21 protein-coding genes are annotated in these 24,346 nt (G+C 44.5%); 6 read left to right on the top strand and 15 right to left on the bottom strand.

Translation table 11 applies throughout. The features are described 5' to 3' along the window. Positions 1–70 precede the first annotated feature (70 nt). Together ACFGVR_RS16410 and ACFGVR_RS16405 are read right to left on the bottom strand one after the other, a co-directional pair. Positions 71–1,021 carry an MBL fold metallo-hydrolase gene (locus ACFGVR_RS16410; RefSeq protein WP_448698419.1) on the bottom strand — a complete coding sequence of 317 codons (951 nt, stop codon included), beginning with the start codon at positions 1,019–1,021 and terminating at the stop codon, positions 71–73. 72 nt (positions 1,022–1,093) lie between these two features. Continuing rightward, positions 1,094–2,089 (bottom strand): hypothetical protein, encoded by a 996-nt coding sequence (locus ACFGVR_RS16405; protein ID WP_448698418.1) that lies wholly within the window; start codon positions 2,087–2,089, stop codon positions 1,094–1,096. Between the two features lie 175 nt (positions 2,090–2,264). Between ACFGVR_RS16405 and ACFGVR_RS16400 the strand changes: the two genes are divergently transcribed. Continuing rightward, a complete protein-coding gene (locus ACFGVR_RS16400) occupies positions 2,265–3,854 on the top strand; it encodes a peptide chain release factor 3 (protein WP_448698417.1) in 1,590 nt (529 codons plus the stop codon). 32 nt (positions 3,855–3,886) lie between these two features. Here ACFGVR_RS16400 and ACFGVR_RS16395 read toward each other — a convergent pair whose 3' ends face one another. Then, on the bottom strand, positions 3,887–4,393 hold the full coding sequence (locus tag ACFGVR_RS16395; RefSeq protein WP_448698416.1) for a DinB family protein: 507 nt from the start codon (positions 4,391–4,393) through the stop codon (positions 3,887–3,889). Positions 4,394–4,458: 65 nt separating this feature from the next. On the opposite strand from ACFGVR_RS16395, the gene ACFGVR_RS16390 reads away from it, so the two are divergent. Next, complete coding sequence (locus tag ACFGVR_RS16390; RefSeq protein WP_448698415.1) at positions 4,459–4,773, top strand: ferritin family protein; 315 nt, start codon at positions 4,459–4,461, stop codon at positions 4,771–4,773. 5 nt (positions 4,774–4,778) lie between these two features. Here ACFGVR_RS16390 and ACFGVR_RS16385 read toward each other — a convergent pair whose 3' ends face one another. From ACFGVR_RS16385 to ACFGVR_RS16375, 3 genes are all read right to left on the bottom strand, one after another. After that, on the bottom strand, positions 4,779–6,125 hold the full coding sequence (locus ACFGVR_RS16385; RefSeq protein WP_448698414.1) for a PAS domain S-box protein: 1,347 nt from the start codon (positions 6,123–6,125) through the stop codon (positions 4,779–4,781). 79 nt (positions 6,126–6,204) lie between these two features. After that, positions 6,205–6,429, bottom strand: a complete 225-nt coding sequence (locus ACFGVR_RS16380; RefSeq protein ID WP_448698413.1) for a DUF1456 family protein — start codon at positions 6,427–6,429, stop codon at positions 6,205–6,207. An 11-nt stretch (positions 6,430–6,440) separates the two neighbouring features. After that, positions 6,441–7,742: a DEAD/DEAH box helicase gene (locus ACFGVR_RS16375; protein ID WP_448698412.1), complete on the bottom strand. Its 1,302-nt coding sequence runs from the start codon at positions 7,740–7,742 to the stop codon at positions 6,441–6,443. Between the two features lie 75 nt (positions 7,743–7,817). On the opposite strand from ACFGVR_RS16375, the gene ACFGVR_RS16370 reads away from it, so the two are divergent. Beyond that, entirely contained in the window at positions 7,818–9,116 is a 1,299-nt protein-coding gene (locus ACFGVR_RS16370) for a DEAD/DEAH box helicase (protein WP_448698411.1), read from the top strand. An 81-nt stretch (positions 9,117–9,197) separates the two neighbouring features. Next, positions 9,198–9,431 carry a hypothetical protein gene (locus ACFGVR_RS16365; RefSeq protein ID WP_448698409.1) on the top strand — a complete coding sequence of 78 codons (234 nt, stop codon included), beginning with the start codon at positions 9,198–9,200 and terminating at the stop codon, positions 9,429–9,431. A gap of 8 nt (positions 9,432–9,439) precedes the next feature. Here the strand turns inward: ACFGVR_RS16365 and ACFGVR_RS16360 are convergent, their stop codons facing one another. The 8 genes from ACFGVR_RS16360 to ACFGVR_RS16325 all read right to left on the bottom strand — a co-directional run bounded on the left by ACFGVR_RS16360 (position 9,440) and on the right by ACFGVR_RS16325 (position 19,708). After that, positions 9,440–9,820, bottom strand: coding sequence for a response regulator (locus tag ACFGVR_RS16360; RefSeq protein ID WP_448698408.1), 381 nt, complete (start codon positions 9,818–9,820; stop codon positions 9,440–9,442). 179 nt (positions 9,821–9,999) lie between these two features. Further along, complete coding sequence (locus ACFGVR_RS16355) at positions 10,000–12,042, bottom strand: polysaccharide lyase family 8 super-sandwich domain-containing protein (protein ID WP_448698407.1); 2,043 nt, start codon at positions 12,040–12,042, stop codon at positions 10,000–10,002. Positions 12,043–12,579: 537 nt separating this feature from the next. Further along, positions 12,580–13,866 carry a bile acid:sodium symporter family protein gene (locus ACFGVR_RS16350; protein ID WP_448698406.1) on the bottom strand — a complete coding sequence of 429 codons (1,287 nt, stop codon included), beginning with the start codon at positions 13,864–13,866 and terminating at the stop codon, positions 12,580–12,582. Next, positions 13,867–14,526 (bottom strand): aspartate/glutamate racemase family protein, encoded by a 660-nt coding sequence (locus ACFGVR_RS16345; RefSeq protein WP_448698405.1) that lies wholly within the window; start codon positions 14,524–14,526, stop codon positions 13,867–13,869. It abuts the gene before it with no gap. Continuing rightward, a complete protein-coding gene (locus tag ACFGVR_RS16340) occupies positions 14,523–15,914 on the bottom strand; it encodes a four-carbon acid sugar kinase family protein (protein WP_448698404.1) in 1,392 nt (463 codons plus the stop codon). The genes ACFGVR_RS16345 and ACFGVR_RS16340 overlap by 4 nt, the downstream gene beginning before the upstream one ends. Then, on the bottom strand, positions 15,914–17,152 hold the full coding sequence (locus ACFGVR_RS16335) for a ribulose-bisphosphate carboxylase large subunit family protein (protein ID WP_448698402.1): 1,239 nt from the start codon (positions 17,150–17,152) through the stop codon (positions 15,914–15,916). Before ACFGVR_RS16335 ends, ACFGVR_RS16340 begins: the two co-directional genes overlap by 1 nt. A 175-nt stretch (positions 17,153–17,327) precedes the next feature. Then, a complete protein-coding gene (locus tag ACFGVR_RS16330) occupies positions 17,328–18,983 on the bottom strand; it encodes a polysaccharide lyase (RefSeq protein ID WP_448698401.1) in 1,656 nt (551 codons plus the stop codon). A 29-nt stretch (positions 18,984–19,012) separates the two neighbouring features. Continuing rightward, positions 19,013–19,708 carry a DUF3826 domain-containing protein gene (locus ACFGVR_RS16325; protein ID WP_448698399.1) on the bottom strand — a complete coding sequence of 232 codons (696 nt, stop codon included), beginning with the start codon at positions 19,706–19,708 and terminating at the stop codon, positions 19,013–19,015. Between the two features lie 189 nt (positions 19,709–19,897). Between ACFGVR_RS16325 and ACFGVR_RS16320 the strand changes: the two genes are divergently transcribed. After that, positions 19,898–21,346: a sialate O-acetylesterase gene (locus ACFGVR_RS16320; RefSeq protein WP_448698398.1), complete on the top strand. Its 1,449-nt coding sequence runs from the start codon at positions 19,898–19,900 to the stop codon at positions 21,344–21,346. Beyond that, positions 21,333–23,654 carry a DUF5703 domain-containing protein gene (locus ACFGVR_RS16315; RefSeq protein ID WP_448698396.1) on the top strand — a complete coding sequence of 774 codons (2,322 nt, stop codon included), beginning with the start codon at positions 21,333–21,335 and terminating at the stop codon, positions 23,652–23,654. Before ACFGVR_RS16320 ends, ACFGVR_RS16315 begins: the two co-directional genes overlap by 14 nt. Positions 23,655–23,859: 205 nt before the next feature. On the opposite strand, the gene ACFGVR_RS16310 is transcribed toward ACFGVR_RS16315, so the two are convergent. Further along, positions 23,860–24,321 (bottom strand): energy transducer TonB, encoded by a 462-nt coding sequence (locus ACFGVR_RS16310; RefSeq protein WP_448698394.1) that lies wholly within the window; start codon positions 24,319–24,321, stop codon positions 23,860–23,862. Positions 24,322–24,346: the final 25 nt, after the last annotated feature.

Below are 24,346 nucleotides of genomic sequence, written 5' to 3'. Positions count from 1 at the left end.
ATTATATGGAGTACGATGCAGTGCTTAGTATAATTCCATAACCTAAATACCAGTATAGCAAATTTGTGACTTAAAACTCCATCAGCTTACCTTGTATTGGCATAACAAGTTTTAATCCGAGGGCATTTTGTACAGCCAGTTGTTGTTTAATTTCTGCTTCGTGGTGGCCTGCGGGCTTAATATGAGTAATTACTATCGGGAAGTTCTTCATCGCGGATGCACCCGCCAGTTTACCAAGTACGGCCATTTCCTGCATCAGCAAATGTGGCGTAAGATGCCCGAATAATGATTTAACCGGCTGCTCATCCGGAAACGAAACCTCGATCATAATGCCTTTTAACGATCTGTTTTTAATAAGCGGCGCTATGTATTCCCAAAGTTCATGTAGTTTGGTTGATTTTTCCACTTCATCCGAGCCGGTGTCGCCCAGGTAAAGCATATAATTACCGTTATTGCTTACTAAAAACGCCGTACTCTCATACGGATTACCGTGGCTCAGTACAAAAGCCTGAACAGACATGTCCGTATTATCTATTGGTGTTTTTTCGCCTGGCACAAGTGGGGTGTAGTGATATTTATTCAGCACAGGTTTATCACCATCGCTGCCAAAGTTGGCCCAGTTTTTCCAGGTAAAGTAATTATCTCGCAGTACATTAAGCGTATATGGCAAGCCGTAAACTTTCTTCGGCCCATCATCCGGTGAATTAATGATCATCCCCGACACATGATCAAGGTGTGCGTGTGATATAAAATAACCCTTAATGTAGCGCTTCAAAACTGTATCAGCATCTACAGTAAAAACATGGTTTGCTATTGCTTTAGCAATACCTGTATGCAATGTTCCGGCATCCAGGCAGATATACGCATTTGACCCTACCGGTGCCAGCATATAAGCCGACAAGTTACTTTCATCGCTACCACCATAAACGCCTAAAGGCACTACTTTAAAAACAGGTTTGGGTTGGGCAAGCGCAATATTGCAAATAAATAAGGATAAGGTAACAAAAGCTAATATTCGCATTACGGAACGTTCAAATGATAGAATGAGATGGCTTTACAAAGTTAACCAGTTTAATATGATGTTCATGCCGGATTAATTTGTTGTATAAATTAATTTTTCATCAAAAGTGTATTCGGCACTGGTTGGCATGTATTTATTGCGTTTTGTTAAAGCAATAACATTACCTTGCGCATCATAAGTATAAAATATTTTGGTTAAACCATCGCGGCGAATGTCTTTGTCAGTAAGGTCGTCTGTATTTACCGGCCCGCCCAATGAACTTAAAATCTGTCCGTTTTTACCATAGTTGTAAGCCCATACAGTTTTAGTATTTCCATTCTGAATTTCATAGCCTTTTATTTGGTTTCCTTTACTATCAAAAACAAATTTACGCTCAATCATCAACGCATTGTTTTTATAACTCTTTATAGTTTTGGTAAGCTGCTGCCTGTTCTTTACATAACTATACCTGTCAATAATTATTCCGGCGGGATCAAACATTTTCGTATTGCATAAAAGCATGGTGCCTCGTTTGTTATACCGATAATGCTTATCATAACTTAGTTTGGCATCAACATTATCTTGCTTTTGTTCAATTATATATCCTTCTTTGTTGTACTTGTAAGTAATGGTATACCCGGCTTTTTTGCTGGTATCCTGCAACGGAATATTGGTAACACGTGTTTCTTTTACCAGCCTGCCGCCATTATTGTACTCAAATTTTCTTTCCTGATCATAAAAAGCATGTAAAGTAATATCCGTAAGCTGGTGCAAAGTATTATAGGTATATACTGATACAATACTATCAGTAGGGATATCAGTGCCTGCTTTAAACCTTTTGTAATAAATTATTGCTGCAATACTACCGTTTTTGTTGTAAGCAATGCTGTACTGAGGCCAGTTGGTGGTTTTTTTAAGGGTATCTGTATACGAATAAAAATACTGGTATACCTTTTTTATTTTATTTTTTCGGATGGCCGCCCGTTGCCTGTTTTCAAATTTCGACTTATCCTTAAAATCATTGTATTGGGCAAACAGGCTTGTGCTTATTAAGATAAGCAACAAGCAAAGTAACATCAGGCGTTTCATAAGTATAGGTAAGGTTATTTTTTGTTAAAATACAAATTACAATACTTATAACAATCCTCTTGCTACAATTAAATTACAATCAGTGTAATCACGCTCAAATCTGTGTAATCACTTTATAAAGTCGTATCTTTGCACCCTTAAATAAAACAGGCTTGCACAAGCCCTTATACGCGTTATGGTTAACCCCGAGATAGAAAAAAGAAAAACATTTGCCATTATCAGTCACCCCGATGCAGGTAAAACTACCTTAACCGAAAAGTTTTTACTTTTTGGCGGCGCCATTAATACCGCAGGCGCAGTTAAGCGTAACAAAGCCAACCAAAGCAATACTTCGGATTTTATGGAGATCGAGAAGCAGCGTGGTATCTCGGTAGCTACGTCGGTAATGGGTTTTGAGTATAAGGGTAAACGCATTAATATATTGGATACCCCCGGCCACAAGGACTTTGCCGAGGATACTTACCGCACCCTATCGGCTGTTGACAGTGTTATTTTGGTTGTGGATAGTGTAAAAGGTGTGGAAGAGCAAACCAAAAAGCTGATGAGCGTTTGCCGAATGCGTAATACCCCGGTTATCGTTTTCGTTAACAAAATGGATCGCGAAGGTAAAGACACCTTTGATCTGCTGGATGAGATAGAGAAAGAACTGAATATCAGCCTTTGCCCGCTTTCGTGGCCAATCGGTCAGGGTTATACCTTTAAAGGTGTTTATAATATTTATGATAAGCAGCTTAACCTGTTCGATCCGGATAAGACGCGTATTACCGAATCGCTGATAGCCGTAAGCGACCTGGAAGATGAGAAACTTGCCCAGCATTTAAAACCCAAAGAATTATCTACCTTAAAAGATGACCTGGAATTAGTAAGCGGTGTGTACGGCGAACTGGATAAAGAAATGTATCTGGAAGGTTTGCTGGCGCCTGTATTTTTCGGTAGTGCGATCAACAACTTCGGTATCCGCGAAATGCTGGATACTTTTATCAACATAGCGCCAAGCCCTAAAAGCCGCGAAGCCGAAACCCGCGAGGTTTTAGCTACCGAAAAACCGTTTACAGGCTTTGTATTTAAGATACATGCCAACCTCGACCCTAACCACCGCGATCGTATAGCTTTCCTGCGTATCTGTTCGGGTAAGTTTGAACGTAATAAGTTTTACTATCATACCCGCTTAGGTAAAAAGCTCAAATTCAGTAACCCGATGGACTTTATGGCCAACGAGAAGAGTTTGGTTGAAGAAGCCTGGCCCGGCGACGTAGTTGGTTTGTACGATAGCGGCAACTTTAAAATTGGCGATACCTTAACCGAAGGCGAGCAATTGCAGTTTAAAGGCATCCCAAGCTTTTCGCCCGAGATATTTAAGGAGCTGGAAAACCGTGACCCGCTGCGCTCAAAGCAACTGGAAAAAGGTATACAGCAATTAACCGAGGAAGGTGTTGCTCAATTATTTATACAACAGCCCGGTAACCGTAAAATTATCGGCACCGTTGGCGAGCTGCAATTTGAGGTGATCAGTTTCCGTTTAGAGCACGAATATGGTGCAAAGGCCGCATTCAGGTTGCTTACTTTTAAGCGTTCGAGCTGGATAACCGCCACCGACAGGAAGAAACTGGGCGAAATTATGCAGCGCCGTGCGCATAACATTGCATTGGATAAGGAAGATAACCCGGTATTTTTAGCCGATAACGATTTTATGATCAACCTGGCCAAACGCGATTTCCCGGATGTGGAGTTCCATACGACGTCAGAGCATAAGCGGGACCTGTAATTTCGATTTCAGATTTATCAGAACAGGTAAAGTTATCTGTTTAGAATAACCTTTACGGTAACCAATAACTGCCCGGTATGCCGCATTACATGTTCGGCAGCATGAAATAACAGGCCTATTACAGTAGTAGGTATTTGCGCCCGACCAATGCCGCGTGCCGCGGTTAGTGTATTTTCATCTGTGTTTCTCAATTGTTCCACTGCGTCATCAACCTGCTTACCAAAAGCCGCAACCATTTTTACACCAACCTCATCATCAAGATACTGCTTCCCTTCCGATCGCAGGTAATTCAGTTGTTCCGCATCCAAAGCTTCGCCACGTGCATAGGTAAGCAGCCGGTTAAGCACGCCCAGCATATGTTCAAGATGAAAAGCCGGCGAAGCCATATTGGCTGGCGTTTCCCACAATAACCTATCCGGAAAACCGTCCATCAACTGCTCTGCTTCTTCTTTGGCTTGCAGCAAGGCATGGGCAACGGGTTGCAATAAAGCAGGCACACCCTCAACCGGGCCGCGTTGCCATACTTCGGGTTTGTTCATACTCATTTATATTGATCGTAAACAAATGTAGCATATCTGTGTTAAAAGTTTCAAAAACCATAACTATGTCATTTGATCAATATCACGAACCCGCCAACGAACTGTCAGACGAGACACGCACCTTTGCCCGCATGATCGTATCACTTACTGAAGAAGCCGAAGCCATCAACTGGTACGAGCAGCGCATCTCGGTCGAAAAAAACAAAGAGGCGAGAGCCATTATGCAAAATGCCCAGCACGAAGAGTTTAAGCACTTTGGTATGGACCTGGAGTTTTTATTACGCCAAAAACCGGTTTGGAAAAAAACGCTCCAGGCTATCCTGTTTAAAAAAGGCGATATTGTTGAATTGGGTGAAAAGGGCGAAGAGGCATCTGAATAGTATTGCTAAAGGCTGTTTTTGCTTTCTTCTTCGTGTGTGTTGTTGATGATCCTTTTGGTGATCCCGTCCAATTCTTCGGTCAATGTTTTCAAATGCCCCAGGATGGTGATGTTCAGCTCATCTTTGATTATTTCTTCGTTCATCAGCTGCATCACACCTAAAATGCTGGCAACGGGCTTTCTAAGCTCATGCGAATTGATCTGCGCTATTTCCTTCAGTTTCTCATTCTGTTCGGTAATGCGCAATTCTCTTTCTTTCAGCAAAGTTACATCGGTGGTGTTACAGATATACCCGTTTATTGCAGGATCGTTAAGGCAATTGGTTGCCACAGTTTGCAGCCAGCGCCAGTTGCCCTCCGCATCCTGGTAACGGTGACTATGTACATCTATCTTTTCACAGGTCAAAATCTCCCGAAAAGCTTTGTCTATAATGTGTACATCATCCGGGTGTACAAAATCATAAGGCGTTTTACCAATGTAATCTTCGGGCTGCTTGCCTAAAGTTGTTTTAACAGAAGGACTGATATAGGTATATACGCCTTCTGCTGATATGATAGCGATCAGGTCGGCTCCGCTTTGCACCAGCGACTCGAGCCTCCGTTCGTGCATCAGTGCGACTTCCTGCTGTTTTTTAAGTTCGGTAATATCGCGGGCAACCGAAAAAATCACCTGATCGCTTTTTGACCATACCGCCGACCAGGTAATATGCCGGATCTCTCCGCTTTTATGAATAAACCGGTTCTCAAAATTTTTAAGTTCCTCACCCGCCATTATTTTTTCGGTGGCGCTAATGCTTGATTCCCGGTCGTCAGGATGAATATAGTTGAGATAATTGGTTCCTAATAGCTCTTCGGGCTGATAACCCCACATTTTGTTTACAGCTTTATTAAGGCGGATGTAGTTGCCCATTTTATCCATGCTACATATCACATCCAGCGAAGAATCAAATATCCTTTGATAGTCGTTTAAAAAAAGGTTTAGCCTTTCTTCGCGGGCCTTCAAATTCTTGATGTTCCGGCCTGAAAAATACAGCATATTCTGATCTGGCAGCTTTACCGCCGACCATGCCATCCACTCAAACGCACCGGTATTATTCAAATAACGTATCTCCAGATCGGCACGGGCGTTTAAAGCCAACCTTTTATTTATCCAGCTAAAAGCCAGCTGCCGGTCGTCGGGATGTACAAAATCCAGAAAATTTTTAGCTGTGGATTCGGATTTAGAAATGTTCACCCCTTCGCAAAACGATGCATTGGCAACTATAATATTACCATTACCATCTGCAAGACAGTTGAAATTCTTGGATACGTTAAACAGGTAATCGGTTAAATTAAAGTCACTTACGTTGATCATCTCAGATTTAGATCAGGTTTATAAGCAGCGGGCTAATTACCGATAAATATAGTATTTAGAATGATAATTTGAATAAACTTTATTGAGGCTTAGGTCCGCGCTTGTAAATAACCAGTCCGTTTAAAAAATTGCGCAATATTTGATCGCCGCAAGGTTTAAAATTCGGATGATCTTCGGCACGGAATATCGCGCTCAGTTCGGTTTTAGTGGTGTTAAAATTAGCCAGCTTTAGTATCTCGATGATATCATCATCGCGCAGCGAAAGTGCTACACGCAATTTTTTCATTACTTCATTATTGCTCATATCAGGTACTTTTATGTTGCGATCTCAATTTTCACTTTTTTGTTTTTGATCTTTTCGGTTTTGATCATATCAACCGTTTGTTTGATCAGCTTACGTTTTACGGCCACATACGAGGTATAGTCCAGCACCTCTATCAAACCGATATCATCTTTAGCTAATTTAGTTTTTTTAAGCAGCAAGCCAACTATATCAACTTTGTTCACCTTGTCCTTTTTACCTGCGCCAATATATAATGTTGCCCAGGACGTAGGTGCGGGCAGGGTGTCGCTTTCGGGCAGGGTTTCAATCTCCGGCTCTGTTTCCAGGTAATCGTAACGTTCTTCGGGTGTAAGCAGCAAATAAGCCGTTCCTTCGGCATGCATTCGGGCGGTACGACCATTGCGGTGTGTAAAAGCCTCTTTATTGTGTGGCAGCTGGTAATGGATAATGAACTCTATCTCGGGTATATCCAACCCGCGCGAGGCCAGATCAGTTGTGATCAGTATTTGCGTACTGCCGTTCCTGAATTTGATCAATGCCTTTTCCCTGTCCTCCTGCTCCATCCCACCATGAAAAACATCGTGTATCACGCGCATATCCCAAAGCAGATCGCTAATGCGGTCAACAGCATCACGATGATTGCAAAAAACCAGGGTTACCTTATTACCTATTTTGCATATCAGCGAAAACAAGGTTTCCAGTTTTTCATCGGCTTTCGTCACAATGGCTTTCAACTTTAAAGCTGAGGCACTTTTATTGATCTTTAAAAAATTAATGGTAATGGCATTGGTCAGGCCGGTAAAGGCAGGTATTTCATCCATGGCTGTAGCCGATGTCAGTATCCGCCGCTTTAAATGCTTTAGCTGACCGATGATATGCGCCATATCTTCCTGAAAGCCAAACTCCAAAGCCTTATCAAACTCATCTAAAACCAATGTTTTAATGTTGTCGGTAACAAAGTTTTCATGTCTAAGGTGATAAGCTATCCTTCCTGGTGTACCCACCAATACTGCAGGCGGTTGCGACAGGTTATTACGTTCCACCCTTGTATCATGTCCGCCATAACAGCAATTCACTTTAAAACCGGTGCCCATGGTTCTGAATACCTGCTCTATTTGTAAAGCCAGCTCACGCGATGGTACCATGATCAAAGCCTGTACAGTATCAATATCCGCATTAAGCGATTTAACTACCGGCAATAAAAAACCAAGTGTTTTACCTGAGCCGGTGGGCGAAAGCAGGATCATGTCTTTCTGCGGATCCGCATTTAAACAAGCTTGCTGCATTTCGTTCAGCTCAGCAATATTCAGGTTGGCAAGGGCTTGTTTTATCATTTGTGGTCAAAGTTAAGATAATACTCACAACCAACTACTCACAACTCACAACTAAAACCCATACCTTTGCAGCAAATGTGGTTAGAGAAATTAAAGCTGAGTAAGCAACTGGTACGTTCGGTTACCGATGCGGGGTTTTTAACACCGAAAGAGATACAGGCCAAAACCATGTCGCGCATTATTGGCGGGCAGGATATCATCGCTATAGGCCCTGAAGGCTGCGGCAAAACAACGGCTTATATTTTAGGCGTTTTAACGCGATTAAAATATGGGTTTGAAGAAGCACCAAGGGCTTTGATCCTGGTTCCGGATAAAGAACGTGTGATTGCTGTGGCCGAACAATTTGACCTGCTCAATAAAAACGAATCCATCCGTATAGTTGAATTGTACAATACCCCGGGTACCGAAACGCAAATGAACGCCCTTGCAGATGGCGCCGATATCGTGATCGCAACGCCCGACCGTGCCCGGGCCATCTATTTAAAGCTGGGGCTAAACCTCAACAAAATTATGATGTTTGTTGTTGATGACGCCGAGCTGATCGTAAAACAAGGTTTGCAGTTACCGGTTGTGGAATTGGCCAACAGTATTATCAAATGCCAGCACCTTGTTTTTACCGAAGTAATGCACGGCAAGCTCGAGCAAATGATAGCGCCTTTTATGCAGCAGCCTGCTACTATCGAAGTGGAAGAAGCTGTAGAAGCCGAAACCGAAGTTCATCCGCAACAGCTGTATCATCTGCCAAATTTCCGCACAAAACTCAACCTGCTCAACTTATTGCTGCGCGATACTGCTCCAACAAGCAAAACCATAGTTTTTGTAAATACCAGGCTTACCGCCGAAAAGGTTCTGAACAGCCTGCAGCCGGTTATTAAAGCCAAAACAGCGTTGCTCAACCCTATATTTTTTGAGACCAGGGGTTTCCAGCACATTGAAGACTTTAAGGATCAGACCGATAGCAAAGTGCTCATTATTGCCGATGAACAGCAAGGTGATCTTGACCTGTATCGGATAGATAACCTGATCCATTTTGAACTGCCCGTAGAAAAAGAAACCTTTATTAACCGGGTAATTAAACGTGATGACGATACCATAGACCAGTACATTGTTTTTAGTACCGATTTGGAGCTTGCCCTGGTTAAAAAGATCGAGCATGCCGTTGGCCGCAAAATGGATGAAACGGAGTTACCTGCCGACTTGGTTATAGCTAAAGAACAAAAGGACGAACCGGCTAAAAAACAGGCCAACCATAAAAAGGTAGCCGAACCGGAGCGCGGTGCTGCCTTTCACGAAAAAAAGGAAGGCAACAAAAAGGATTACAACTACAGCGCAGGCACCAAGGCCAAAATGAACAAAAAGAAAAAACACGGGTGATTGATTTCGGATGTTCAATTTCGAATTTATCCTTTGTCAATCCAATAACTCAACAACATAATAACCCAATAACCAAGTACAATGCAAGAACCATTCGATATCGAAATCGGCCCGGTTACCTACTCTGTTTTCCCGGAAGGAAACGACACTTACGTCATTTTTAAAGAAGGCGCCGAATACGCAACCATACAAAAAGACACCGAAGAACAATGGCTGAAATTAGATCCCGAAACCGAACTGCCGCTGTTTGACGCCGACGAAGAGATCAACACCATTGGTCGCGAAATTATTATCTATCAGGCCGAAAATCCCTGATTGTGCGATCAGCAGGCCTGCAGCGTCGGAGTCTCCAGCATTCTGCCAACCAGTTTAACCAGTTCGTCCAACCCAAATGGTTTGGCCAAAAAAGCATCAGAGCGGTAATTGCCTAACGAAAGGATCACTTTTGAATAGGCCGACACGATCACTACCGGGATATGGCTTGTTGCCGGGTTTACCTTGATCTCGTGGCAGGTCTCACCGCCGTTTATGTCATCTAAAATATAATCGATCATGATCAGATCGGGCTGGTAATCGGCAATCACCTGGAACACGTTACGTGTGTTTTCAAGTATCTTAACTTCAAACCCTTCGTACACCAGTGCTTCCTGCATTATATTAAGCACCTCAGCATCATCATCAATGAGCAGCAATCGTTTTGGCATAATTGTATAAATTAACTTAACTGGCTTTTGGTTTGAGGTCGCAAAGATAATAAATTTTACTAAAAGTTAATTTATTACTTAAATTGTTAAATATCTTTTCAGCAGGGCGTATTTTTTAATTCCTACAAAAGAAGTCATAACAGTTTACCTGTGCATTAAGTTTGGGTTATACAATTGTTTTAGTAGTCAACTTTTATTGATGATCCAGCCATATCACCTGCAGGCAATTTAACTTTAACGAGGTGCTCATTAACAGCAAGGTTCAATTCGGTCAATTTTTGAGTGGGGTCGGTAACCCAAATAGTACCATTAGGTTTAAAAATAACTATACATGGTGCCGATGCCCTTAACTTCTGAGCACCGCGAATGCTAATAGCTCCCGGTGCATAAAAAACAGCCAGTACATGCTTGTTAACTGCTATTGCCTGTAAATCGGGAGTGTTTGCCAATACCTTTACAGGAATATTTGCCGCCAGTTTTTTGGTATCGTTTACAGTAATATTAGGCTTCACGATATAGACGTAATGGTCGCTCTTTGCCTGCTCGATATAAACCGTCATTACCGAATCGGCAACCGGCACATTGCCCGAGCCTTTGTCCACGTCGCCCCAGTTACCTTTTACATACCGGATGTCCGTTTTTACCGTTTGACCCTTATCGGGGAAGAAATAGGCAATATGATCAAAGTTAAGCCAGTTTCCCCCCACTGCATCGTGGCCCGGGTAAAACTTTTTGCCGTGCGATAACGCTTGATTTATTGTAGTGATCAAACTTTCGGGATTATTACCGGTAACGCCTGCTCCTAAAGCAACCATCATCCCATCAATAAAAAAATAACTTTTATTAGCCTTTACACCCAACCTGTTATAAACCATCGCGCTAATTCCCGCTTGTCCATCGCTCACCTGCCCCACAAAACCCGATGCGTTTGTTGTGGTCCAGGTTTCCTTAACTTCGGGGTTAATGGTGGTATCACTGGTTACACCGGGCAACATGCGCCAGTTCCAAACCGGTTCAATATTATGATACTCTTTCCCGGTCCGTTGTATCAGTGTAACACCGTCATTTAAAAACGAACCGCGCAGGTTATCCCCGTTTATCGATTCGAGCTTTTTAACCAGCAAACCGCTCATCTTAACGCTCATCATAGAGTTATCTTTGGTTAAAGTGGTCATATAGGCACTGCGCCAAAAACTTTTATTGGCAGTCAGGTTACATGCCGGTGCGCTGTCCATCCCATCCAAAACATATTTACACGGGTCGTTTTTATCAAACGATTTAAGCAGGTTAAAATCTACAAATAAACAGTTACCCCTCTTGGTATCACAATCCTCCCGAAACTGCCTGCCTATAGCGGTCAGGTCCATCCCACCCTTAAAAACTGTCCATCGCAAGCCGTTGCTGCAATAATCAAAAAGCATCTGTTGCTTATCGCGATCAAATGCCAGCGGTGTATTGGCGGTAATGGTCATCCAAAACAGCAAACTATTTACAAAATGCAATCCGTAGTTGCCAAACTGCAGCATCACACCATGTTGCTGAAACGAGTAATCCGGCTGTATACCCTCTTTGATCGATACATTGATCACCGCCTGCATACTTTTCATGCTTGTGCTGAAAGCCTCAAAGTCCTGATGAATAAGTGCGATCCGTGCCTGGTTATCCAGCTGCCATATCAGGTTTTGCCCGGTAGCGTTTTTAATCGGCACACGTTTTACAAGTACATCATTCAGATATGCCAGCTCATCCGCATTAGCGTCTTTGTCCATCATGATCATCAGGCTCGAAAACGTAAATGGCGTATTGATCTGGTTTTGCCACCAGTTTGAACACTGGATATCGTTTTTTATCCAAAACTTTGCAGCACAGTGTATGGCCTCCAAATATGCCGCGTCATGGTTTTTATGATAAGCGCGCGCCAGCAACAGCACCCGGTATAAGTGATTGGCAGGTATCCAGGCCGCAGGTTGTTTGCTTTGATAATCAATATCCTTCCAGTTGCCCTCGGCAGTCAATAATTTAAAATACCCGGCTCCGTCGGTAGTATATTTTACTTCGTCGGTCAGCAAATAACTTTGTTCGGTCGCGTAAGGCGTATCTGATAACAGCAGTTCCCGGCAATGGTCATAGATCGGTTTTAACCTGGTTTGATTTAAGTCCGACTGGCTATAGGTTTTAGATATAAAAGGCAACAGCAAAAGCAAAAAAACAACTTTCTTCATTACGCAATTTTAATAAAGTTCAGCATGGGTTAAGTCAGCGTATTTGGCCAATAACATGCGTATATCTGCAATAGCGATCCATTATCGCTGAATTTTAATGAATCCAGACATTAACGTTAAAACACGTTTGGCTTTTTTTCAAGGGGGGTAATTGTCGGCATTTTTAACATGCTTCATCTTCATGCGTCATTGCTTCGTCCTTTGCAACGATACTTTGCAACGATACTTTGAGCACATAGGTATTCTTCGGTATTTTCACAATGTTTTGCCATTCAATCATTCAAAAATCAATCTTTCAATCATTCACAAGGTGGGTATTTGTCGGTATTTTTTATGTTATTTTTCGCAAAATCCTTGTTTAAATGGCATAATGATGCTTTTTGTCATTTTAACACACAAAAAGCAGGTGGGTGTAGGGTGGGTACATGGTGGGTATTTATCGGTATTTTTAAATAGTTTTTTGTCTTAATTCTTGCATCTTGGTTCTTGACTCTCACTCCATACAATATACGCATTTTCTCCCACATTATCAAGTAATTACTCCTTTATATCGGTCGTATCCTGTGGCCGTTTGCGCCAGTAATTAGCCAGTATCGACCCCGAAATATTCATCCACGGACTAAATACCGCGGCAGCTAAACCAACCGTAGCCAGTTTGCCCATGCTACCGGCCAGGCCCGATGCCATACCCCCGTTTTGCAGTCCCACCTCAAAGGCAATGGTACGCGCCGAATTTTTATCCAGCTTAAATAACCGGCTAAGCCAATAACCAAAAAAGTAACCCGCGCCGTTATGAACAACCGATGTGATGAACAGCAACAAACCCACATGCAGCAAATTATCACGACCGGCGGCAGTAGTAACCGTGGTAAAATACACAATGCCGAACATGGACAGGTACGGGATATATTCGTCAACTTTTTTGTTTTTGGTGTATATCTGGTGATAAACCGCACCAACAATAAATGCCCCGGTTAAAAAGTTAAACACCTCGGCAGATTGTTCTGCTTGCGCCGATAACTGTTCGCTTAACCAGTTCCACGTCCCAAAAGGTAAAATAATTAACCAAAGCAAGCATAAAGCAGCAATAATATAGGTATTTCGTTTCCCTTTCGGGGATGCCGTTTTTAGATAATCGTGCAGAAAGGCCGCGCCAATTGGCACGATCACGATTTTGATGATCTCCATCATCATGTTCACAAACTTTACTTCGATAAGTGTACCCGCCAGCAAACGCATTAACAAAGGCGTTAAAAATGGTGCGGCCAAAGTTGCCATGGCGGTAACGGTAACCGATAACACCAGGTTTGCCCGTGCCAGGTAAACCATCACGTTTGATGCCAGCCCGCTCGAGCACGAACCGATCAGGATAATTCCTGCAGCTATTTCCGGCTCAAAATGAAATATCCGTGTAAGCGTAAAACCCATTAAAGGCATAATAGAAAAGTGGCAAAGCAAGCCTATCAATACGCCTTTACCTGTGCTCGCCAGTCCCGAAAAATCGCGGATGCTCATCTGGATACCCATGCCGAACATCACCATCTGCACAATGATCAAAATGAGCCACTTATTCCTCAGATCAAAGCTGCCCCACTTTAAAAAAGCATGCGGATAAGCCATAGCGGCTACCACCGCCACAATGATCCACGCAGTATATTGATAGTTTTTTAAAGCCGGCACCGCACCAATACCTATAGCCAGTGATACGGCAAGACACACACAGGCAGGCAGCCATACGGCATGGTTCGCCATAAAAAGCCCGGCAAGCAGGGCCACCAGCGCCAAAGCGCTTACACCCAAACAAAATTTTTGCAGCGCCTTCATTTATATGATCGAAGCCAAATATTTTATCGCGTTTGGCGGACTGGCAACAATCGGCACAATTTTATCAGCTTCACTCAGTGTATCTACCACCCTTGCCATTGAAGCTTGTGCCAGCAGGATCACGTCCACATCTTTAGATAGTATACGCAAAGCATCTCCCACCAGTTGATCATGCTTTGCTGCGTCACCACTCATCAGCGCCTCAAAAGCCCCGTCAACTACAACCGAAGTCAGTTCAATTTCTTTTCCCGCCAAAGCGGCGCGGCGTTTAACCAGGTCACTCGTTGGCTCTAAAGTAGTAGCCAGCGTAGCAATAACGCCGATACGTTTGCCTGTTTGTACAGCAAGGTCGGCCATAGGCTGGTCAACACGCAATACCGGCACCGCAGCAGTTTCGGCAGCAGCCTCAACCGCCGCGCCAATTGATGAGCAGGTCACCAAAATATAATCGGCACCCGAATCTTCGGCCGAGGCCACATAATCAGCAACCCGTTTGGATATGGCCGGTGTCAATTCGCCGCGCTCACGAATATTGCGCACCAGGCTATCGTCAACAATATTAAATGTGGCAACACCAGGCAGGTACTGCTTGCATAAATCGTTAAATACGGGTATTAAAGTAGCCGAAGTATGGATCAGCCCTAATGTTTTTGGTTTCATATTTTTCCTTGTAATACTTGTTCAAAATAATTTTCGGCGCCAACCTGGCCGCCTTTAAAGTTCACTTCCAAACCGTTAGCGGCAGTTTTAGACGCATACGCTTTGCAAAGCGGTGCTCCCGGCGATATTGGTGCTATCATCTCTACAGCCTCAATGCCCATAACCCTCGCCACATACCCCGAGGTATCGCCCCCCGCAATGATTAAACGTTGCAGGTTTACTTTTTCAGCAACGCCTATCGCGATCAGGCCCAGGGCGGTGCCGTATACCTGCGCCGTTTTAGCACGGATGTCGTTTTGCGCTAAGCCTTGCCCGGCAAATGTTTGATACGTTTTTTCAAACCGCGGGTCATCGGTACCCAAACTGGTGTGGATAATAACCGGGATGCCGCGCTGTATCAGTTCGGATATTAATTGGATATAAACCGCTACCGAAGCTTTCAAATCGATTGAATTGGCAATAACTAAAGTATCCAGTTCAACTTCGGCAAAATCATGGTCGGCTGCATAGTTTATTTGCTTCGCCGTTACCGGCGAACAACTGCCCGATACCACCAGCATGGTTTTTGCCCGGCCCGGTATTGCCCATTCGGTTTTAGGCTGAGCAATTCCCCGCTCCTGCCAAAGCGCGCCCAGGGCCATCTCAATACCCGACGAGCCTACCGAAAACAAAGATTTACCGCTTGTGGCAAAAGGGTCGATCAGTTTAGCAACCGATAACAGATGCGCGTCTTCCAGCGTATCAAAAAACACCACCTGCCTGCCTGTCTCTATTTGCAATTCCAATTTGGCTTTCGCCTGATCCTGGCTTTGCTCGATGTCTGCAATATCAACCAATCCAATAGTCCGGCCGGTTTGTTTAGCTAAATGCAGCCGCAGGTCACTTTCATCTGCCGGGGTTACCGGATGTTTGCTCATAGAGGGGTGCCGGTCAAGCCGGAAAATCTCACCTTTGCTCCCTATCCCCATACGGGCAAATAAATTACCAAAGGCACAGTACCTGCCCAATGCAGGCGCGGCTACCAAAACCGGCACAAACGGCGCATTAAATACCTCAGCGCCAATATCAACAGCTTTACCTATGCTGCCAATTTGTGGCGACGAATCAAACGTGGAGCAAACTTTATAATGTACATGCGGAATGGCAAGCTCTTTTAAAGCCTCGAATGCAGGTTTTAATACCTGCTCCATTTCCGCAGGCGGCATTGAACGGGTCATGCCCGCTACACCAATGGCCTGCAATCCTTCATATTGTGCTAACTTATCTGCTGTTGGCGGCTCAATAAACAGCATGGTTTTTATACCCGCGCGGCTCAAAAATTCCAGCGCGTCTGTCGACCCGGTAAAGTCATCGCCATAAAAAGCCAGTAAAAGTTGCTGCTCTGCCATTACTTACCAAATTTTTCAACCGACTGTGCAAATGCGGGGTATTGCGCAGCGGCCTGGTGCAAGGTCAATCCATTTACCGCCGCTTCCCAGGCTTGCTGCAAAGCTTTTACGCCCTGGCCTGCTCCGCCCGGGTGCGCCATGATACCACCGCCGGCCATGTAAAGCAGGTCGGTAGTTTGGGTACGGCGCCAGGTTTCAAACGCCTGACCGCCCCACTGGCCCGATGATACCACAGGTAACACCGTGTGCCCGAACAATGGTTTCAAACAAGCTTCAATAGAACGAACCACCGAATCATCACTCTCCCAAAATTTATTCTGAATACCGTTAACATGCATTTGATCAACGCCCGCCAGCCGCCATATTTTTTGATATGCCGGGAACTCTATCCCCAGTAATGGGTGCCGGTTAAGCATACCCCAGCCATTGCGGTGGCCATGGATAACCAGCTCACCCTGGTCGCATACTTTTTTAGTTCCGGCCAGGCCTACGCTGTTAATACTCACCATGGCGCAGGTACCGCCTGCTTTTACAATATAATCGTAACGTTGCAGCATACTGTCAACCTCGTCGCTCAGGTTAAAGGCGTACATTACCTTTTTACCGGTTTTATCGGCGTGGTTGTTAATTACCTTCATTATCGCATCAACCCTGTCTTCAAATTTTGAGTTGGCTGCAGCCGATAGCAATTCATCGTCCTTAATAAAATCAATACCGGCTTCAACCAGTGTTTTAACAATATCGGCGGTCTGCCCAGGCGTCATGCCAATACTGGGTTTAATAATGGTACCGATCAGCGGCCTGCCATCAACACCTGTGCTCTTCCTGCAGCCTTCAATTCCAAATCGTGTCCCTTTAAAATGTTCAGCGTATGATGGCGGTAATTCAATATCCATCAGCTTTAAGCCGGTAAATTGCGTTATTTCATACAAATTGCCCTGCAATGTCGAAACCATCACCGGCAAATTATAGCCAAAGTTTTCTATCGACCACGATACCTCAACATTAGCGCGACGGTACAGGCCATCTTTTGACGTAGCTCCCGGTATAGCCGGCTGGCTCACTATTTCCAGTTCTTCTATCTTCTCCACCTTCGCCGCGAAACGCGCTTTCAACTCTTCCGTTTCACCCGGCACAGCCACAAAGGTCCCCGACGATTGCTCGCCGGCTAATACAGCCGCCGCCTTTTCAACCGGGTAAGGTGTTTCTATATAATATTTTGCAGTTATTCTTTCCACTTATTTCAATATAAATCATTCCAATTCCCCTCTTGAGAGGGGGCGCGCAGGAATAGTGTGATGGCAGGTGTTTATGCGCGTAATAACATACTCTTGCCTGTCAATAACCATTTTATAAATCAAATCCAGCCCCTAGGTATCAGGACTGGATTCTTTATTAGCTAAGTTATTTATTTTATTTTGCACCGGGCACCACTTTCGCAATCGGCACCAGGCTATTTAAGTAAATTTCGATATTGGTATAACCACCACCATTTTTAGGATAAGCGTAAGCATCCTTAGCATCGTGCGGATTTAAACCGTGTTTAGTTTCATACTCGTCGGGCATGCCGTCATTATCGCTGTCTTTGTACGGCGTACCTTTGTATTCGGGGTAACCGCCAACCTGTTTAATATCGGTAATAATGCCCTGTTTGTACGATTCATCACCCAAACGGTGTTTCAAATACTCGCTCCCTTTGCTGCTTGCCGTATTATCTACATAAACTATCTTACCTGTTTTTACTACGTTGATGATGCGGGTATCCACTGCGTCGCGTTTTGGTAAAAATGCACCCACGTTTTCCAAAACGTAGGTATAGGCTTCCTGTGCAGGTATAAGCGTCACTTTCGGCATTGGGAAAGGCGTGGTCGATTTGATGCTGTCCGTATATCTTCCGGCATCCGGCATTTCAGCTATCTGGATACCGCCGTCCCAATTGTTTTTGGTTACCTTTTCGTTACCGTCGATGATATTTCCATTAGCATATACGCGGCCAAACAAACCTTTTTCCTGCGGCGAGCGGCCAGACTCCGGTTTCAATATCCGGTGACCTATCGGCTTATCCAGCGGGGTTATCGGACCGGGTTTGTAATAGTTATTGATAAAGTTATATAACGATTTGTTATCCCCGCCATCAGCACTGCGGTTCCACCAGTTAAATATCACGTTATTGGCAAAGTTAAAATCGCCATCCATACCCACCGAAGGGTTACGGCTAATGCAGTTTGCCCACAGGTTACGCACAAACATACTGTTATGGCCGCCAATGGTGCTGCCAAACGCATGGTTATAAGTATCCAGCGATTCCGCCGATATCGAGTTTTGGATAGTGATGTTCAGCGTAGGTAATTTCAAACCTTTGCCATCATTTTTACGATCATACACATGGCGGTACATCGACATCGTTTCATCCAAACCCCAGCTTGCCGATACGTGATCGATCATCACATTACCTATCGGGTTACCTCCAAAGGCATCATCCCTGCGGGCCACATTGGTTTCGCCCCTGCGGAAACGCATAAAACGAACGATCACATCATGCGTATCGATCCAAACCGATTCGCCGGCAATACAGATACCATCGCCCGGAGCGGTTTGCCCTTCAATGGTTACGTAAGGCGCACGGATACTTACCGGATCGGTCAAATGAATAATACCGGCTACGTTAAAAACGATCACGCGTGCTCCGCCCTGCTCACAGGCATCGCGAAAGCTGCCCGGGCCGTGGTCGTTCAGGTTAGTCACCACGATCACCCTGCCGCCACGACCGCCAAATGAGTACATACCACCACCCTCTGCACCCGGAAACGCCGGTATCTTTGCCTGTGGCAGATCAGACGGTTTGGCCGCCCATGGTACATAGGGCTTGCCTTCCTTTTCTTCTTTCTCAATTATCGGCAGTGCTTTTGCCCATGCCGCGTCAGATCGTTTACTTGCCTCTTTCATGGCCGAATCGGCTACAGCCTGAACTGCAGGCGGAATACGCGGATATTGCGCCTCTGCCTTGTTAAATGTAAATGTGCCAACTGCAAGCACAGCAATGGCTAAAAAGTATTTCGGGTTGTTCATTATAATAAGATATCAGAATTTTTTAATGGTTATTGTTCGGCCGGTGCAGCGGCTTTTTTTGCTTTCTGCGCATCAGCATAAGCTTTATACATGGCACGCCAGTTGCGGCCGCTATCGGTAAAATAAGCCTCTATTTTGGTTTTGTAGATCTTAAAGATGGTCGAGATCTGGTCAACATTTTTATAGTCTATTGATTGCTCACGCGCCTGTTTCAGGTTTGTCAGGATAACCGTCTCATCTTCTTTGGTCAGGTTCGGCACTATCGATTTATAACCATTCATGGTAAAGGCAACCTTACCAATGGTATATTTATCCAGTATCAGTTCCACCTGCTCTTCGGTCAGGTCTTTACGCAAACCAGCCATCAACTCTTCATGCACCGTTTTCGGGATAGTTGAGTTAATGATCACCTGGCGTTCTAACTTGTTGAATACCTTACCGGTGATGGGATTCATCCCTTCGGGTACCAAAGTGTAATCGTGACTATTGTGCCAGTCGCGCACAGCGGTTAAATGCGTAGTGATCACCGCAGCTACGCGGGCTTCTTTGGCGGCATCATTCAGGTTTAATGTAGCCACCCACTGTGCAGCCTTGGCGTCCGGGTCAGATTTTGACTTAGCTGCCGCAGGTTTTTCAGCCGCAGGCGTTGTGGTTTGAGCATAACTTTGTTGGCATGCCACGCTTAACGCAAAGCAGCAGGCTAAAAGCAAACAGGTTCTTTTCATGTACAGGTAAATAAAGGGTTTATAACAATCGGTTATCAATTATTATAATTGATAAAGTAAAGGTACTTACTATTACGACTGTTAATTGGAGTAGATTAGCAACTAATTGTACAATTTTATCTTGTTTAACCTTCGCACAGCAACAATCAAAAAAAGATAGTATACATTTGATACATAAACCTTGAATAAATGAAAATCTTACGCCTGCCCCTATGCCTTGCCGCTGTGTTTTGCGGTTTGTTTTCAACAGCCCACGCCCAGGTTAAACTCGCCGGGTTATTTACCGATAACATGGTGCTGCAGCAAAAGTCGGCCGTACCCGTTTGGGGATGGGATAAAGCCGGCAGCCATATCACTGTTATTACCTCGTGGGATAAAAAAGTTTACAGCGCTGTGGCGGATGCAACCGGCAAATTTACCGTTAAGATCAATACACCGGTTTATGGCGGCCCCTATACTTTAACCGTTAGCGATGGCAAGCCTGTAGTTTTAAAAGAGGTATTGATAGGCGAGGTTTGGATCTGCACCGGGCAATCCAACATGGAAATGCCGATGAAAGGTTTTAAGGGTCAACCTATCATCGGCTCCAACGAGGCTATCGTTGCCTCCGCTAATAAGAACATCCATTTATTTACGGTGCCGCGCGGTTCAACAACCACACTGCAAACCGATATTAAACCCAGCAAATGGGTAGAAGCCTCGCCCGAAACCGTATCCAATTTTAGTGCCACCGGTTATTACTTTGGCCGGTTACTTAACAAAATGCTCGACGTGCCTGTTGGCCTGATCAATTGTAGCTACAGTGGTTCATCTATCCAAGCCTGGATGGATCCTGAAACCTTGAAAGCCTTCCCCGAAATTAAAGTACCCGCGCCTACCGACAGTATTAAAGATAAAAGCCGCACACCTACTACCTTATATAACGCGATGATTAGCGGCATTTATGGCTACGGCATCAAGGGGGCGATATGGTACCAGGGCGAATCCAATTATACCGAACCTGCACAGTATCAAAGATTATTAGAAACCATGGTAGCCAAATGGCGCAGCGTATGGGGCTTAGGCGATTTTCCTTTCTACTATTGCCAGATAGCGCCTTACGACTATGCGCAACTACCTCCATATAATAAAGGCGGTAAATACAATTCGGCGTTTGTACGCGATGCACAACGTATCGACGCGGATAAAATACCCAACAGCGGTATGGCCGTGCTGATGGATATTGGCCAGCAGGGCACAATTCACCCTTTCCATAAAGAAGAAGGTGGCACGCGCCTGGCCTACATTGCGTTGGTTAAAACTTATGGCGTAAAAGGTTTCAGCGGTGTAAGCCCGGCGTATGAATCGCTGGAAGTAAAAGGTAGTGTAGCCACAGTTAAGTTTAAAGATTGCCCTAACGGACTAACATCATACCTGAAACCGCTAACCACCTTTGAAATTGCAGGGGCAGATAAACATTTTTACCCGGCAAAAGCCACCATCAACGGCAGCTCGGTTAATGTAAGCTCCGATAATGTAAAAGAACCTGTTGCCGTACGTTACGCTTTCCGCGATTTTGTAGTGGGCGAACTCTTTGGCACCGATGGTTTGCCGGTATCATCTTTCCGCACCGATGATTGGGATTATGATGCGCAATAAAAAAGCCATATTATTATTAGTTTGCCTCGCGGCATTCGCAAAGGTTAAAGCCCAAACCGATGAGCTGAACCGTTATAATGTGCTGTGGACCAGCCAAAGCAAAAACTCCGGCGAATCAATGCCCTGCGGCGGCGGCGACATTGGCCTGAACGTTTGGGTTGAAAATGGCGACCTGCTCATCTACGTATCTAAAAGCGGCACGTTCGATGAAAACAATACCATGCTCAAAGCCGGGCGCATCCGCGTAAAGCTAACCCCTAACCCTTTCGCAGGTACAAACTTTAAGCAGGAACTACTTTTGCGGGATGGTTACATCAAGATAAATGGCAGTAACGGTGAACTAAGCACCCAAATTACCGTGTGGGTTGATGTGTTTCGCCCGGTAGTGCATATTGATGTAACCGCCAGTCAGCCCATCAAAACCCAAGCTGCTTACGAAAGCTGGCGTTACCGCGACCGCACCATGAAGGGCACCGAAAACAACCAGTCCTCTTATAAGTTTGGCGCGCCAAAAAACACGCTAACCCTTGCCGATTCCATCAGCTTTAATAAAAACGCGGTCACCTTTTACCATCACAACCGCGATACTACCATTTTTGATTTAACGGTTAAGCAGCAGGGCATGGATGCGGTAAAGTCCGAAATGTACGATCCGCTTAAAAACCTCACATTTGGCGGTTCAATGCACGGTACCGCTATGCACCCGGCCGGTACTTATACCGGCACTTACCTCAATACCGATTTTACCGGCTGGAAAATACAAAGCGACAAAGCAACCAGGACGCAAAATATCGAACTCGATCTCTACACCACACAGTCGGCAAAACTTGCTGACTGGCAAACAGGTTTAGATAAAGTTATTGCTGATGCTGCTCAATCGCGCAAAGCAGCATTTGCCAATACTATTAACTGGTGGCACCAGTATTGGGACAAAAGTTGTATAGAGATCGCTCCTGATAAGGCCCAAACCGATGAAGCGTGGCAGGTTGGGCGCAATTATCAATTGTTCCGCTATATGCTGGGCTGCAATGCCTTTGGCACCTCGCCTACTAAATTTAATGGTGGCCTATTTACTTACGACCCTGTATTGGTTAATAAAGATTATGCCTATACGCCCGATTTCCGTAACTGGGGCGGTGGCTTGATGACTGCCCAAAACCAGCGCCTGGTTTACTTCCCCATGCTTAAAAACGGCGATTGGGACATGATGAAGCCGCAGTTTGACTTTTACTTAAAATCATTGCACAATGCCGAATTACGCAGCCAGGTTTACTGGAAACACAACGGCGCTGCCTTTACCGAACAGATAGAGAACTTTGGCCTGCCAAACTTTGCCGAATACGGCACCAAACGCCCTGCCGGCTATGACAAGGGTATGGAATATAATGCCTGGCTTGAATACGAGTGGGATACCGTTTTTCAGTTTTGCCTGATGATGCTGGAAACTGAAAGATATACCGGTAAAGATATATCCGGGTACGTTCCATTTATTGAAAGCTGCCTTACTTTTTACGATGAGCATTACCAGTATTTAGCCAAACAACGCGGCGCCAAAACCTTTGATGGTAACGGTAAACTGGTTTTATATCCCGGCTCAGCTGCCGAAACTTATAAAATGGCTTACAACTCTACTACCACAATCGCCGCTTTGCAAACCATCTTAACCCGGTTACTGGCCTTACCGCCTCAATACCTCAACGAGCAAAAACGTAAGGATTGGGCACTAATGCTTTCGCGTATACCTCCCCTAAGCTTTCGCGAATTTGACGGACATAAAACCATTGCACCGGCACAAAGCTGGGAACGTATTAACAATACCGAACCTGCCGAATTTTATGCTGTTTTCCCTTGGCATATGTATGGTGTGGGTAAACCCGACCTGCAAACGGCTATCAATACCTGGCAATATGATACCGATGCACTGAAATTCAGGAGCCACATGGGCTGGAAACAGGATAACATTTTTGCAGCCGATATGGGCCTGACCAAAGACGCCGCCGAATTAACCATCCTGAAAATGAAAGACTCGGGCCGCAGGTTCCCTGCTTTTTGGGGGCCAGGTTTCGACTGGACCCCGGACCATAACTGGGGTGGTTCGGGTATGATAGGCCTGCAGGAAATGCTGGTGCAAACCGATGATAAAAAAATATACCTTTTTGCCGCCTGGCCAAAAACATGGGATGTACATTTCAAACTGCACGCGCCCTACAATACTACAATTGAAGGCACCCTTAAAAACGGCAAAGTCGAATCGCTCAAAGTACTGCCTGCCGAACGGATGAAGGATGTAGTGAATATGCTGCAATAAAAAAGTCCCGGATGTATTGCACAACCGGGACGCCAATTATAAACCAATTAAAGTTTTTTTATTAAAGTACTCCGGGCGGAGTTAAAAGGATTCTAACCAAGATCCAGTCACAAACTTTAATTTCTGTACAGCAAATGTATTGGATGTCAATTTCCATTTGCTATATAATTTTTTCAAGCTATTGTATGATGTTAGCAAATAATAATTAGTTAAGTGATTGATGTTTTACCTCGGCATAACTAATTATCCCCATATCTATTACATTGTCGCTTATTAATTTATTAGGAACACTCGAAAGATTTAAACCGTCGTTGTAGTCTAATGCAAAATGGATCACCAATGTATATTTTCCGGGTATTAATTCAATGGCCGGGTGTAGACTCTTATTAAAATTCTCAAGCTTTCTAACTACCTCGGTATCGCATTGCGCAGTTAAACTTCTTACCACTTTAATATCGGTTATCGATTGTCGAGTTATTGTTATGCTAATAATTTCTTTTCCCTGGATATTGTTTTCTTTAGCTACAGCCGGATAATGTATATTTTTCATGAGGTAGCGACAGAAATTCTTCAAACTATCATCTTTTATCGAATTAGTCGTTTGTGCAAAACATGTCACCTGTGAAAGCAAAACCATCATTACGCAGCCCACAAAAATACGTTTCATAACTATAATTATTTAGCCTATGGTC

This window comes from Mucilaginibacter aureus (assembly GCF_053514885.1).
This window is presented reverse-complemented; position numbering and strand designations above follow the sequence as displayed.